The 14,265-nt window shown below is 74.9% G+C and carries 10 protein-coding genes and 3 tRNA genes; 4 read left to right on the top strand and 9 right to left on the bottom strand.

The genetic code is table 11. The features are described from left to right. Window positions 1-118 precede the first annotated feature (118 nt). The 7 genes from ABGB17_RS08625 to ABGB17_RS08655 all read right to left on the bottom strand — a co-directional run bounded on the left by ABGB17_RS08625 (window position 119) and on the right by ABGB17_RS08655 (window position 6,387). The gene (locus ABGB17_RS08625; RefSeq protein ID WP_347627288.1) at window positions 119-352 is read right to left on the bottom strand and encodes a hypothetical protein; all 234 of its coding nucleotides are present in this window, start codon (window positions 350-352) and stop codon (window positions 119-121) included. Window positions 353-665: 313 nt separating this feature from the next. Continuing rightward, complete coding sequence (locus ABGB17_RS08630; RefSeq protein WP_347627289.1) at window positions 666-4,514, bottom strand: CHAT domain-containing protein; 3,849 nt, start codon at window positions 4,512-4,514, stop codon at window positions 666-668. Between the two features lie 6 nt (window positions 4,515-4,520). Further along, complete coding sequence (locus tag ABGB17_RS08635) at window positions 4,521-4,883, bottom strand: hypothetical protein (RefSeq protein WP_347627290.1); 363 nt, start codon at window positions 4,881-4,883, stop codon at window positions 4,521-4,523. Window positions 4,884-5,042: 159 nt separating this feature from the next. Further along, window positions 5,043-5,384: a hypothetical protein gene (locus tag ABGB17_RS08640; RefSeq protein WP_347627291.1), complete on the bottom strand. Its 342-nt coding sequence runs from the start codon at window positions 5,382-5,384 to the stop codon at window positions 5,043-5,045. A 726-nt stretch (window positions 5,385-6,110) separates the two neighbouring features. After that, window positions 6,111-6,185 (bottom strand) — tRNA-Val (locus ABGB17_RS08645). A gap of 26 nt (window positions 6,186-6,211) precedes the next feature. Further along, window positions 6,212-6,282: transfer RNA gene (locus ABGB17_RS08650), tRNA-Cys, on the bottom strand. Between the two features lie 32 nt (window positions 6,283-6,314). Then, window positions 6,315-6,387 (bottom strand) — tRNA-Gly (locus ABGB17_RS08655). 623 nt (window positions 6,388-7,010) lie between these two features. Here ABGB17_RS08655 and hutH point away from each other — a divergent pair. Further along, a complete protein-coding gene (gene hutH / locus ABGB17_RS08660; RefSeq protein ID WP_347627410.1) occupies window positions 7,011-8,555 on the top strand; it encodes a histidine ammonia-lyase in 1,545 nt (514 codons plus the stop codon). 16 nt (window positions 8,556-8,571) lie between these two features. Here hutH and ABGB17_RS08665 read toward each other — a convergent pair whose 3' ends face one another. Next, window positions 8,572-9,822, bottom strand: coding sequence for an NAD(P)-binding domain-containing protein (locus tag ABGB17_RS08665; RefSeq protein ID WP_347627292.1), 1,251 nt, complete (start codon window positions 9,820-9,822; stop codon window positions 8,572-8,574). A 99-nt stretch (window positions 9,823-9,921) separates the two neighbouring features. Between ABGB17_RS08665 and ABGB17_RS08670 the strand changes: the two genes are divergently transcribed. The 3 genes from ABGB17_RS08670 (at window position 9,922) to ABGB17_RS08680 (ending at window position 12,748) form a co-directional block, all read left to right on the top strand. Beyond that, window positions 9,922-10,821 carry a LysR family transcriptional regulator gene (locus ABGB17_RS08670; protein ID WP_347627293.1) on the top strand — a complete coding sequence of 300 codons (900 nt, stop codon included), beginning with the start codon at window positions 9,922-9,924 and terminating at the stop codon, window positions 10,819-10,821. 67 nt (window positions 10,822-10,888) lie between these two features. Continuing rightward, window positions 10,889-11,917, top strand: a complete 1,029-nt coding sequence (locus ABGB17_RS08675) for an anthranilate synthase component I family protein (protein WP_347627294.1) — start codon at window positions 10,889-10,891, stop codon at window positions 11,915-11,917. After that, window positions 11,918-12,748: an aminotransferase class IV gene (locus ABGB17_RS08680; protein ID WP_347627295.1), complete on the top strand. Its 831-nt coding sequence runs from the start codon at window positions 11,918-11,920 to the stop codon at window positions 12,746-12,748. 94 nt (window positions 12,749-12,842) lie between these two features. Here ABGB17_RS08680 and ABGB17_RS08685 read toward each other — a convergent pair whose 3' ends face one another. Further along, complete coding sequence (locus ABGB17_RS08685) at window positions 12,843-14,252, bottom strand: hypothetical protein (RefSeq protein WP_347627296.1); 1,410 nt, start codon at window positions 14,250-14,252, stop codon at window positions 12,843-12,845. Between the last annotated feature and the right edge of the window lie 13 nt (window positions 14,253-14,265).

Here is a 14,265-nt window from a genome sequence, read left to right on the forward strand (position 1 = left end):
CCACCCTTCCGCTGTCCACCGCTTCAGATAGCCCATGAACGACATATGCGTCATTTCATGGAGTCCCCCCGGTGCACCCCGGCCGCGCTCCCACCGTGGCCGGGGTACACCGGTCCGCTCAGGCCAGGCGGACCTCGCGGAGTAGGGCGAGGCCGGCGAGGTACGACCCGCCGTCCCGCGGGTGCCCCGGCATCGGCCGGCCCCCCGATGCGGCGGCCTTCGCCGCCAGGAGCCGGCCGAGCGCCGCCTGCCGGCAGGGGACAGCCGGGCGGCCCGGCCGCAGGCGGCGGCGGTGCGCGCCGGCCGGGGCGACGGAATGGTTTTCCGAATGGCCCGGCGGGGTCACGGCCACGGCCGCCCCCTTTCGGCATGCCGTTTCCCGCATGCCTGGTCCAGGAAAACAAATGCGAATCGAAAAGGGCACACGCGAATCCGGAAGCGCGCCGAAAAGCTGCCGCCACCTGCGGCGTTCCGTCTGGGAGCGCTCCCACAAACTGCGACCACCATACGGCAGAGGAAATCGGCGCCGCAAGACACCATGTGCCGGCGGTGATGCGAGCGCCGGGCCTTGCTTTACGGGCACCACCGCGTTCCGTCCCGTTCGGCGCTCCTATTCAGTTCGGCGTGGATTCCCAGGGTCGCCTTCGCCGTGTCCCGCCGGCCCGTCAGACGCCCTGGTGGAAGAAGGCGGCCCAGGAGAAGGGGTGGGCGGCGGCAGGGCGGCCCGGGTGGCGCAGCATCGCGAGCTGGGCGGCGCGCAGGGCTGCCGCGCCGGAGCCGGTGGCGAGGTGGTCGTGGAAGGTGGTCATGAGGTCGGCCGTGTCGCGGCTGTCCACGATCCACAGGGAGCCGATCGCGGTGGCGGCGCCGGCGACGAGGAACGCGGTGGCCAGGGTCAGGGCCTCGTCGAAGTCCTCGGCCGCCATGGCGGACATGCACGCCGACAACACCACCAGCGGTCCCGGCGCGTCCGCGCGACGGCCGCGGCCGTGGGCGAGCAGGCGCTCCACAGTCAGCCGCCGCCCGCCGGCGAGGGCCAGATACGACCGGGCGGGATCGGCCGCCACGGTGCCGTGGCACGCCAGATGCACCACAGGCAGCCCGCCGGTCCCGGCCCCCGGCAGGCACTCCAGCACCGCCTCCGGTGTCGCGCCCGGGGCGGCGGCGGGGGGTGCGGCCGGGGTGACGGCGGGTGGTGCGGCCGGGGTGACGGCGGGGGATGCGGCCGGGGTGACGGCGGGTGGTGCGACCGGAGGGGCTGTGGGGGGTGCGGCTGGGGATGTGGCCTGAGGCGTCGTGTGCGTGGGATCACGGTTCTGTTCCGGTGGGCCGAGGTGAAGGCCCGCCGGGTAGCAGCGGCGGTGGATCTGGCGGGCCTCGGCCTCGGCGTAGGTCAGGCCGTGGGTGGGGTTGCCGACCACCAGGGCCCGGCCGTCCAAGGGGAGGCGGCCGCGGCTCGCGGTCTCGTGGAGGAGGGCCGCCGAGGCGGCGTAGCTGATGACGGCCCGCTCGACGGCGTAGTGCGGGGGCGCGGGGGCGCGGGCGGCGTGCCAGGGGACCAGGGTCGCGTGGCCCACGGGCACCAGCACCAGGCGTGGCGGGCCCTGGTGTGGCGGGCCCTGGTGTGGGGGGCCCTGGTGTGGGGGGCGGATCGCGTCCAGCAGGGGGGACATGACGGCGGTCCACGACCAGTCGCACAGGTCGGTGAGCAGGGCCGTCCACCTCCTGCGGGCCTCGGCGAGCCGGGAGGGGGGCGCCGTGTCCTCGGAGGTGGTCTCGGCGTCCTCCGCGGTGGCGACGAGGAGGCGGTTGTAGGCCTCCACGTACGTCGCGAGGAGCTCGCCGGGGACGGCCAGGAAGGCGGGGAGGTCGAGGGGTTCCGGGTCGCGGCCGGGCCTGACGACCACCGCGCGGCCGGGCCGGCGGGCGGTGCCGGGGAGCAGGTAGACGAGCGCGTCGGCCCCGGTGCGGGTCAGGGTGTCGTGCAGGGCCTCCAGGGGGACGGTGGCGGCGAGGGCCTCCGCTCCCGGCGCCTCGGCCAGGACGCGCAGCGCGCGGTGGCGCAGAGCCGCGGGGACGAAGTCGGGAGCCGTCTGCGGGGCCAGGTGCGGCGTCGCGCCGGGGACGCGGCGCGCGGCGCGGGTGAGTTCGGTGTCCCATTCGCCGGCGAGGTCCCGCGCGCCGGCCGCGCGGAGGCGGTCGGCGACGGTGCCCGTGGTGGTGGCGGCGCGGCGCAGCAGGCCGCGGCCGAGTTCGAGGGCGCGGACGGCGTCGGCCGGGGCGCCGTCCTCCAGGCACCACGAGGCGAAGGTCAGCGCGTCCGAGGCGAGCCGGCGGGTCACGGCGAGGCCGTCGGCGGTCGTGGACTGCAGGAGCACCTCCGCCTGGCAGGTCTCCAGTGCCCGCAGCCCGGTCTCGCGGGCCCGCGCCCGGTGCCGGTCCCGCCCGGCGGGGTCCACCGTGGACCGGGAACAGGCGCGGTGGGCCGCCGCGAGCGCCGCCAGGGTGGTGGTGTCGGGCCTGCCGGGAAAGCCCTCGCGCACACCGGCGGCGCGTTCCAGCAGATCCACCGCCCGGCCGGCGTCGGCGGGCTCGCCGGTGCGCTGGAACCTCAGGTGGGCCGCGATCCCGAGGGTGCGCAGCAGCATCATGCGGGCGGAGTGGTCCTCGGGGAGCAGCGCCAGCGCCTCGTCCAGCGCCTCCTCGGCCCGGTCCAGGTCGGCGGCCTCCCGCCCGCCCGTGTTGTACCGCGTCAGCAGCACGATCCCGAGGTCGAACAGCGCGTACGCGCGGTCGCCGGGCCCGCCCGCCACCCGGGTGGCCCGCTCGCACCGCGCCACGGCGGCCTGGGCGTCCCCGGGGTCGCCGAATCGTTCGAACCGCAGCGCGAAGGCGAACCCGGCCCTGCGCAGCCGCAGCGACAGGTCGGGGTGGCCGTCCGGGGTGGCGGCCAGCGACGCCTCCAGGCACACGATCGCCTGGTCCACCGGAGTCCGTTCCGCGGCGTGCTGGTACCGGTTGATCAGCGCGCCGCCGAGGGCGGCCAGCCACGTCGGCCGGTCCGGATCGTCCTCCCCGGTGGCGGTGAGCGCGCGCGTCAGGTGGCCGACGGCGGCGGCCAGGTCGTCGGCGTCGCCGTGCAGGGTGAACCGCAGCGACAGCACCGACCCGAGGCCCCCGGCGGCGACCGCCGCGACACGGTCCCCCGGGGAGGCGGCGCGCAGCGCGGCGGCGTAGCACTCGACGGCCCGCGCCAGCGTGTCCGGGTCGTCGGTGGACCACAGCCGCGTGTTCAGCGCGGTCGCGAGGTTGTGCAGCCGCATCGCCCGCTTCGGGTGCCCGTCCGGTGTGGTGTCCGCCGCCTCGGTGAGGACCGTGACGGCCTCCTCCAGGTCCCGCGGGTCGTCGTCCCGGTCGTACCGGGAACGCAGCGCGTTGCCGAGGTTGTTCAGCCAGCGCCCCCGGTCGCCGGGGGACACCAGAGGGGACGCCGCCGCGGCCCTCAGCATCTCCACCGCACGGTCGAGGTCCCCGGGCACTCCCCGATGCCGGTGCCGCGTGTGCAACGCGCCGCCGAGCCCGCCCAGGTAGGCCGGAAGCAACGCGTCCCCGGCCGCCGACACCTCCACCGCGTGCTCGTACAACGTGATCGCCCGGTCCAGGTCCTCCGGCCCCGGTGCGGCGGCCCGGCCGGAGTCGCCCGCCGCTCCGTGCCTCTCGTACCGGGCCAGCAGGGCCAGCGCGAGGTTGGCGGCCCGGGCGGTGTGGTGGGGGTTGCTCTCGGGGGTGGCCGCCAGGCACTCCTCCGCGTGCCGTACGGCTTCGCGCAGGTCGCCGGGGTCGCCCGTGGCGCGGGCGCGGGCGAGCAGGCAGGTGCCGATGTTGCTCAGCGCGGCGGCCCGCGGCTCGCCGTCCCGGGCCGCGGCCAGGGCCCGGAGGTGCAGCCCGACGGCGGCGTCGAGGTCCGCCGGCCGTCCGTGGTGCCCGAACCGCGTCTTGTACGCGTTGCCCGCCCCGGTCAGCAACGCCGCCAGGTGCGGGGACCCCGGCGGGAGCACGGTGAGGGCCTCCTCGTGCAGCCGCACCGACTCCTCCAGGTCGGCCGGGTCCTCGCGGGCCTGGAACCGCTGTCGCAGCGCGCCGCCCAGGGTGTGGAGCCGCCCCGCGCGGTCCGGGTGCCCCTCTGGTGCGAGCGCCAGCGCCTCGGTGATGCGCTCCACCGCCGTGTCGAGGTCGTCGCCGGAGCCCGACCGGTGGAACCGGTCGAGCAGAGCGGTCGCCTGGTTGGCCGCGTACCTGCCCCGCGTCGGGTCGCCGAGAGGAGCGGCGGCCCGCGCGGCGGCGTACCAGAGGACGGCGGCGTCCAGGAAGCCGTCCCGTCCGGTCCGCTCGAACAGGGTGAGCATGAGGTTGCCGAGGTTCCCCAGCAGCGGCGGCCGCGCCGGGTCGTCCTCGTCCATGCGGTTCAGCGTCCCGAGCATCTCGTCCAGCGTCGCCTTGAGATCCTCCGCCACGGACGTCTACCCGTCGTCGCGGGCCATCGGCGCGCCCGACAGCCGGCATACCGGGGGAGGGGCGAGGGCGGTCACGGCCTCACGGCGCCCGCAGGAGCGGTGGGTCGGGCAGCGGTATCGCGCCACGTCCTCGTCGTCGTCCGCGCCGTGGTCCCCGTTCCTGATCTCCCACGAGGCGGCCGCGCCGCGGTGCTCGTCGATCATGGCGATCAGCCCGAGCCAGCCGTCGAGGCTGTCGGTGCCGACCACCGCCGCGCGGTCCAGCTCCCGCCACTCGGCGAGGAACCCGCTCTGCCTGGCCTCCTGCCGCAGCCGGTCCTTCACGACGCAGACGTCCGCCCACGACAGCGCCGGCGGGTCATCGAGCATCCATCCCTCCACGGGCCCGGTCACCCCGCCGCACAGAGGAGGACGGCCGGCCCATGGACACTCTAGGGCGGCGCGCCTGCTCGGCGGCGTACGGGCCCACGAGATGAACCGGTGGGCCGGGATGATCTCCGGGATGCGGGGAGACCACCGGAGCCGTGGTCAGGGGAGGACGAGCCGGAACGCGGCGAGGCCCCGGACGGTGGCGACGAACAGCACGCCGCACTCGGTCAGCGCCAGGTCCAGGACGTGAGCCTCCAGCTTGAGCATGAGCAGAGGCTCCGGCGTGCCCGGACGGCCCTCGAGCCGTCCGCCGGGAGTCTCGATCAGCAAAGGCTCCGGCGAGCGCAGACGCCGGATCTCCACCTGCCCGCCGGGACCGGCGATCGCCATGAGGTCTCCCAGGGTCGCGAAGGACGTGACAGGGGCGAAGCCCGTACGCCTCCGGTAGCGGCGGGCGGTGTGGACACGGAGCACGTCGTCGCATTCGACGAGGCTGAGCACCGCGGAGTCGCCGTCCCCCAGGGGCCCGATCTTCCGCAGGGCGAGGTCGTCCTGGGCGAGGGACAGGAACCAGCGCCGGCGGGGCAGCCTTGGGAACGTGCTTCCTGCGCAGGCGGCGGGACAGGTCCCTGACAGCCACGCGGGAGTCGGTTCCGCCGGTGACCGCGACGGGGGCGCCGTCCGGGAGGCGCCCGAGGGCGACCGCGCCGACCCAGCCGTTGCGGTCCTTCTCGCGCCGGCGTTCCCTCGGAGACGTCCCACACCACGGCGTTCCTGCCGTGGCCGCCGGTGACGGCGACGTCCCCCAGGGCGGCCAGGCTGAACGGCCGGCAGATCGGGTCGGCGGGGAACGACCGGCTCGTCCCGGGTGTGCGGACGTCGGTCACGTGGCAGGTGTGTCCGGTGGTGAACGCGAGGTGCTCGGCACGTCCCGCGGACACGGTGAGCCCGGCGGCGGCCGCCTCGGCACCGGGCGACCAGAGGAGCTCCCCGGTCCGCAGGTCCCGCGGGCGGGAGCCGGTCTCCCAGGCCGGCCGGCTGGGACCGACCGGCCGGCCGAACGCCGACACCGCCGCGACGAGGGAGGCGGGTTCGACGTGGCGGTCTTTGATCTACGTCCCGGCCGGGGTCGTCCTGCTGTTCGCCGTCCGGGGGTGCTCCGCTGGGGTGGCCACGCTGAGGCGCCTGGAAGCACGAAACCCCAGGTCGTGGGACCTGGGGTGTCGGTGGTGGGCGATACTGGGATTGAACCAGTGACCTCTACCGTGTCAAGGTAGCGCTCTCCCACTGAGCTAATCGCCCGGGCGTGGGACGCCGGGTGGGACTTGAGGTGGAGACGGGATTTGAACCCGTGTACGCGGCTTTGCAGGCCGCTGCCTCGCCTCTCGGCCACTCCACCGGGCGAGGCCCCGAACTGGCAAGACCTCTCCGAGCGGACGACGGGATTCGAACCCGCGACCCTCACCTTGGCAAGGTGATGCTCTACCAGCTGAGCCACGTCCGCGTGATCGGCCGGTGAACACCCGGCCTCACGCAGAGAACTCTAGCGAATCCCGGCCAAGTCCCCAAACCGAAACCCGGCGAGGGGCCCGGGCGGCCCGGGGGCCGTGCCGGGAAGGCGCATGGAGCCGAGGACGCCCGCCGCCCCCGGTGACGCCGGGGCGCGGGCGTCCCTCCATGGCGTGGGGCACCCGTCACCTCATGTGGCGGGGCGGAACGCCGCCTCCGGAGGGTGACGGGGGCACCGTGACCTCACGTGGCGACGGGGCGTGGAGTGCCGGGGCGCCTGTGTGGGCCGGTGCCAGGGATTCGGAGAGATCCCAGCGTCGTGCCGACCAGGCAAGCGAGGTGTACAGCGTTGTGCCGGCCAGGAAGACGAGGTCTACAGCATCGTGCCGACCAGGAAGGCGAGGTCCAGGGACTGGCTGCTGTTGAGGCGGGGGTCGCGGTTCCAGTCGGCCCGGTCGGGGGAACTCGTCGTCACCGGCGCGACGGGCGACCGCCCAGTGGAACGGTGATGTCCGCCCCGGGCCGGACGGCGTGTGGAGCGGCCCTCCGGCCGGAGGAAGTGCCGGGTAAGGGGCTAGCATGCTTGTCACTGGTTACCTAGTGGAGAGTGACGGCGGGATGGGCAGCGAGGTCGTGGAGGTGGGGGCGGGAGAGCTCACCTTCGGTCAGGTGGTCGAGGTGGCCCGGAACGGGGCCGGGGTGCGGCTCGGCGACGAGGCGCTCGCCGCGATCACCCGGTCCCGCGCGCGGATCGACGAGCTGGCGCGGAGCCCCACGCCCGCGTACGGCGTCTCCACCGGGTTCGGGGCGCTCGCCACCCGGCACATCGACCCGGCGCTGCGCGCCAGGCTCCAGCGTTCACTGGTGCGGTCGCACGCCGCGGGGTCGGGCGCCGAGGTGGAGGACGAGGTGGTCCGGGCGATGATGCTGCTGCGCCTGCGCACCCTCGCCACCGGGCACACCGGGGTGCGGCCCGCGACGGCCCGGCTGCTCGCCGGCCTGCTCAGCGCCGGCATCACCCCGGTGGTGCGCGAGTACGGCAGCCTCGGCTGCTCGGGGGACCTCGCGCCGCTGGCCCACGTCGCCCTCGCCCTCATGGGGGAGGGCACGGTGCGGGTTCGCGGCGGGGAGCCCGTCCCGGCGGACGAGGCCCTGAAGGAGGCGGGCCTCGAGCCGGTGGAGCTGGCCGCCAAGGAGGGCCTCGCGCTGATCAACGGCACCGACGGCATGCTCGGCATGCTGATCCTGGCCCTGGACGACCTGACCCGCCTGCTGCGCACCGCCGACGTCACCGCCGCCATGAGCGTGGAGGCGCTGCTCGGCACCGACCGGGTGTTCGCCCCCGAGCTGCAGGCCCTGCGCCCGCACCCCGGCCAGGCGGCGTCCGCGGCCAACCTGCGGGCCCTGCTGCGCGACTCGGCCATCATGGCCTCCCACCGGGACGACACCTGCACCCGCGTCCAGGACGCCTACTCCCTGCGCTGCGCCCCCCAGGTGGCCGGCGCCGCCCGCGACACCGTGGCACACGCCGCCGCCGTCGCGGCCCGCGAGCTGGTCTCCGCGATCGACAACCCCGTGGTGCTCGACGACGGCAGCGTGGAGTCCAACGGCAACTTCCACGGCGCCCCCGTGGGGTACGTCCTCGACTTCCTGGCCATCGCCGCCGCCGACGTCGCTTCCATGGCCGAGCGCCGCACCGACCGCATGCTGGACGTGGCGCGCGGCCACGGCCTGCCCGCGTTCCTCGCCGACGACCCCGGCGTCGACTCCGGCCACATGATCGCCCAGTACACCCAGGCGGCCATCGTGTCGGAGCTGAAGCGCCTCGCCGTGCCCGCCAGCGTGGACTCCATCCCGAGCTCGGCCATGCAGGAGGACCACGTGTCCATGGGCTGGTCGGCCGCGCGGAAGCTGCGCCGCTCGGTGGACGGCCTCACCCGGGTGCTCGCCGTCGAGCTCCTCACCGCGGCCCGCGCCCTGGACCTGCGGCACCCCCTGGCCCCGGCCCCGGCGACCGCGGCGGTGGTGCGGGCCCTGCGCGAGGAGGTGCCCGGCCCCGGACCCGACCGGTACCTGTCGCCGGAGATCGAGGAGGTCACCCGCATGGTCGCCGCCGGCGTCCCGCTGGCCGCCGCGGAGTCGGTCACCGGGCCGCTCGCCTGACCGCCACCGCGCCTGATCAGCCGCGAGGGAGCGCGGCGACCACGTCCACCTCGATCAGCAGGCCGGGGCGGAACAGGCGGGGCACCTCGACGGTCGTGCTGGACGGCGGGGCGCCGGAGACGCGGCGCCTGCGCACGGCGGCGTACCCCGGCAGGTCGGACATGTCGGTCACGTAGCTGCGGATGTTGACGATGTCGTCCAGCGTGCAGCCCTGGTCGGCGAGGATGCGCTCCAGGTAGTCGAAGACGCACTCCGACTGGCGGGTGATGTCGCCCTCCCCGACCACCCGGCCCTCCTCGTCCAGGGCGGCCTGCCCCGAGACGAACAGCAGATCACCCGAGCGCACCGCGTGGGAGTACGCCCCGGCGGGCGCGGGGACCGACGCGGGGTTGACCTTGACGGGCCGGGACGCCGGCGGCGACGTGACGGCCTCAGGCACCGGCGACGCGGCCGGGAACGACGCGGCCGACGCGGCCACCGAGGGGAACACGGCGGTCAGGTCCGCCTCGCCGAGGCCCTCCGCGACGGCGGCCCGGAGGCGGTCCAGGGCGGCCGCGGCGAGCGTCTGGGTGCCGTGGGCGGCGAGGGCGACGTCCTTGGCGGCCAGGCCGAGGGCGTACCGGGCCGGCGGCACCCCGTCGAGGACGGCGGGGCGCACCCGCTCGGCCAGCCCGCCGAGCGGGGTCACCGACAGCACGTCGAGCAGCGCCGCGTGGTCCACCCGGAGCGTGGTGGCGTAGGCGAGGGTCTCGGCCAGCAGCACGTGGGCCGGCACCATGGCGCCCATGACGGCGAGCTTCATCGCCGCCCCCGCCCCGAGCGGCCCCACCTCGCGCACGGTGCCGAAGACGCGCAGCACCTCGCGGCACCGGTCCAGGTCGGCCGCCGAGCCGCCCGCGAGTACGGTGAGCGTGCCGTCCGCCGCGGGCCCGACGCTGCCGAGCACCGGCGCGTCCACCAGCCCCACCTCACCGGGCAGCAGCCCGCGCAGCCGCGCCACCGCCTCCGGCCCGATGGTGGACATCTCCACCACCAGGCTCCCCGCGCGGGGGCGCGCCGCCGTCAGCACCTCCTCCACCGCCGCGGGGTCGCGCAGCATCGTGACGACCAGCCCGGCGTCCGCGACGGCCTCCGCCGCCGTGGCGGCCGTCGCCACCCCCCGCACCTCCTTGGGCGTCCGGTTCCACGCCGTCACCTTGTACCCGGCGGCCACCAGCCGCCCCGCCATGGGGACGCCCATGCGTCCCAGCCCGAGAAATGCGATCACGATCCCGACGCTATGCCTCCCCGAGCCATGCCACCAGCGACAAAATCGCATGCGAGCCATGCACCGGAGGAATATGTTGCCCGCACGGAGGAGGGCCGGATGGTGGAGGTCGAGGCGCTGCGGGTGCTGGACGCGGTGGTGCGTGCCGGGTCGTTCAGCGGGGCCGCAGCGGAGCTGAACTACACGCAGTCGGCGGTGTCGCGGCGGGTCGCCGGACTGGAGCGGGCCGCGGGCGGGGCGTTGTTCGAACGGGGGGCGCGGGGCGTGCGGCTGACGCCGGCGGGCGCGGTGCTGCACCGGTACGCCCGGGAGGTGCTGGAACGGCTGGAACGGGCGGCGGGGGAGCTGGCGGCGATCCACGACGGGACGGGCGGGCGGCTGCGGGTGGGGGCGTTCGCGTCGGCCAACGCGGTGCTGGTGCCGGAGACGCTGCGGGCGTTCCGGCGGGACCGGCCGGAGGTGGAGGTGACACTCGTGGAAGGGCTGAGCCCGGAACTGATGGCGGGTGTCGGGGACGGCGCGCTGGACGTCGCGGTGGTCAGCGACTACCCGTTCGGGCTGCCGCCGGAGGGCGACGTGCGGCTGACGGGCCTGCTCGCGGACGAGCTGCTGCTGGCCCTGCACCCGGACCACCCGCTGGCGGCCGCGCCCGCCGTGAGGTTCGCCGACCTGCGGGAGGAGAACTGGATCCACGGTGCCCCGCCGGGGCACCCGACCGTGCTGACGGAGCACTGCGCCAGGGCCGGTTTCACGCCCAAGATCGGCATCCGCATCCGCGAGTGGACCGGCAAGCTCGGCCACGTCGCCGCGGGCCTCGGTGTCGCCCTGGTGCCCGCCATCGCCGCCCGCGCCGTCCGCCGCGACGTGGTGCTGCGGTCCCTCGGCGGCGAGGCCCCGCGGCGCAGGGTGCACGTCGCGCTGCCCCCCGCCCCGATCCCCGCCGCGGAGGCGTTCGTCTCCCTGCTGCGGGGGTCCGCGCGGGACCTGGAAGGCGCGTGAGCCGGGCCCGCACGGGACGTGGGAGGCGCGCGACCGGTCCCGACCCGGGGCGCGACACAATGGAAAGGTGTATTTCGCCCACGTCAACGGCCGGTTGGCCACACGGCTGCGCGAGGTGACCACCGACCTCGGGGCGCTGGACGGCGCAGGCTGGTGGGCCGTCGTGGTGACCTACGAGGGCAAGGTCGTCTGCGCCCGCTTCGACGACGTGCGCCCGGCGCCGCTGCCCCCCCGCACCGGCCGCTGGCCGTCCGGCCTGACCTGGGCGTCCTCCCTCGACCGGCCGGCGTACGAGGCCGGCGTGCGGCGCATCCGCGAGCTGATCGGCGAGGGCGAGGTCTACCAGGCCAACCTGTGCCGGGTGCTCACGGCCGAGCTCACGGGCGAGGCGGACCCGCTGGTGCTGGCCCACCGTCTGGCCCGCGGCAACCCCGCCCCGTACGCGGCGACCATCGAGCTGCCCGGCCTGTCCGTGGTGTCCGCCTCCCCGGAGCTGTACCTGTCCCGCCGGGGCGGCGTCGTGGAGTCCCGCCCCATCAAGGGCACCGGGGAGACCGCCGCCGACCTGCTGGAGAAGGACTTCGCCGAGAACGTCATGATCGTCGACCTGGTCCGCAACGACCTCGGCCGGGTCGCCGATGTGGGATCCGTCACGGTCCCCGAGCTGTGCGCCGTCGAGGATCACCCGGGCCTGGTGCACCTGGTCTCCACCGTGCGGGCCAGGCTCGCGGCGGGGACGGGCTGGGCGGAGCTGTTCTCGGCGACGTTCCCGCCCGGGTCGATCACCGGGGCGCCGAAGTCCTCGGCGGTTCGAATCATCAATGAGCTCGAACCAGAGCCCAGGGGGCCGTACTGTGGGGCAGTGGGCTGGGTCGACGCCGGCAGGCGCGAAGGCGCGCTGGCCGTCGGCATCCGCACCTTCTGGATCGAGCGCGACCTCATCCGCTTCGGCACCGGCGCAGGCATCACCTGGGGCTCGGACCCGGGGCGCGAGTGGCGCGAGACCGAGCTGAAGGCCTCCCGGCTCATCGCGCTCGCCTCCGGCCGGGCGGCAACCTGTGCCCGGCCGAGGCCGGAAGAAATGGAGAACCGCTAGATGAACGTTCCGGTGTGGGTCAACGGCGAGTTGATCGACCCCGCGCAGGCCGCCGTCTCGGTCTTCGACCACGGCCTGATGGTCGGGGACGGCGTCTTCGAGACGATCAAGTGCGTCGACGGCCAGGCGTTCGCCCTGACCCGCCATCTGGACAGGCTGATGCTCTCCGCGGAGCGTCTCGGCCTGCCCGCGCCCGACGTCGCCGCCATCGCGGGCGGTGTGCGCGACTGCCTGGCCGCCGCGCCCCCGTGGCCGCTCGGCCGCATCCGGGTCACCTACACCAGCGGCAGCGGCCCCCTCGGCTCCGACCGCGGCAACCAGGGCACCACGTCCATCGTGATCGTGGGCGCGCAGGCGGCGTTCCCTGACACCGCCGCCGTCACCGTGGTGCCGTGGCCGCGCAACGAGCGCGGCGCGCTGGCCGGGGTGAAGAGCACCTCCTACGGCGACAACGCCAAGGCCCTCGCGTACGCCAAGGAGCGGGGCGGCCACGAGGCGATCTTCGAGAACCTCGCGGGGAACCTCTGCGAGGGCACCGGCAGCAACATCTTCATCGTCAAGGACGGCCACCTGGTCACGCCCACCCTGGAGTCGGGCTGCCTGGCCGGGGTGACCCGCGCGCTGGTGCTGGAGTGGCACGGCGGCGAGGAGACGGACGTGCCGCTGCGGGCGCTGTACGAGGCCGACGAGGCGTTCCTCACCTCCACCACCCGGGACGTCCAGCCGATCCGGCTGGTGGACGACACGGTGCTGCCCGCCGCCCCCGGCCCGGTCACCGCCAAGGCGATGCGGGTGTTCGCCGAGCGGAGCGCCGCCGACCTGGACCCCTGACGAGCCGCCGGCCGGTCACACCGGAGGTGGACACGCCGGTCACTCCGGGTGGGGTGACCGGCGGTGCGGTGCGGGCAGGCGTCCGGTCAGCCGGTCACTCGGGGTACGCCACCTGGGTCTGGGCGTTGAACTCGTCCACCCTGACCTGCTTGGCGGGGTCGGTGAGGGGGTCGTCGATGGCGATGACGTCCAGGCCCTTGGTGATGTCGCTGGAGTACACGTACCCGTTGTAGTAGTACGCCGACCAGGAGCCGCCGAGCCGGGGCTCGCCGGTCGACCCGATGGGCCCGCGGTCGACGTAGGCGATCTCCTTGGGCGCGGCGGGGTCGGTGTAGTCCACGACCGACACGCCGCCCTGGTACCAGGCCTGCACCATGATCGTCTTGCCGGGCACCGGCAGCAGCGAGCCGTTGTGCGCCACGCAGTTCTCCGCCCCGGTCTGGGTGCGGGGGATCTTGAAGTACGCCCCGGTACGGCGCAGGTCACGGCCGTCCACGATGTCGTACACCGCGTCCGCGCCCTTGTTCGCGCCGGCCTTCGGGTCGCAGGTGGGGGCCTGACCGCCGCCGAGCTCGTCACTGAAGATCACCCGGCTGGCGTCGTTGCTGAACGTCGCCGAGTGCCAGATCGAGAAGTTCTGCGCGTCGGTGACCTGCTTCAGCACCTTCGGCTGGGCGCGGTCGGAGATGTCCATCAGAATGCCGTTGCCGAGGCACGCCCCGGCGGCGAGGTCCTTCTCCGGGTACACCGTGATGTCGTGGCAGCCGCTGGTGGCGCCGGGCTGCGACTCGTCGGCGCCGTCCTCGAACAGCACCGGCTGGGCGACGACGGCCGCCTTCCCGGGGTCGTTCACCGGCACCTCGACGATGGCGATCGAGTCGTGCGGCGGCTTGCACTTGGCGGTGTCGGGGGCAGGGCCGAACGACGACACGTACAGGTAGACCGTGGAGGCGTCCTTGCCGGGCACCAGCGTGTGGGTGTGCGAGCCGCACTGGGTGGCGATCGACTTCAGGTACCGGGGCTTGGCGGGGTCGGACACGTCGAAGATCCGGATGCCCTCCCAGCCGCTGATCGAGTCGCCCCGCTGGCTCTCGCAGGTCTCGTCGCTGCGCGGCTCGTCCACCGACAGGAACACGAGGTTCCCGGAGACCGAGATGTCGTTCTGCCCGCCGGGGCAGACCACCCGGGTGATCACCTTGGGGTGGGTGGGATCGCTGATGTCGTGGATGGTGAAGCCCTCGTAGTTGCCGACGTAGGCGTGGTCGCCGCGGAACGCCAGGTCGGTGCCCCAGGCCTGCTCGCCGTCGAACGGCGCGGACAGCGGGACGTTGGCCACCAGCCGGGCGTTCGGGCTGTGCTGCACGCCGTTGTCGGACGCGCCCCCCGGTGACTTGGACGCCACCGAGTCCGCCGGGCCCTGCGGTGCCGGGTCCTGGGCACACGCGCCGAGGAGCAACGCCGCCGCCGCGACCACCGCGATGGCCCCCATACGCCGCACGCCCACAACGCCCCCTGCT

It is taken from the genome of Sphaerisporangium sp. B11E5 (assembly GCF_039871875.1).
Classification (GTDB): domain Bacteria; phylum Actinomycetota; class Actinomycetes; order Streptosporangiales; family Streptosporangiaceae; genus Sphaerisporangium.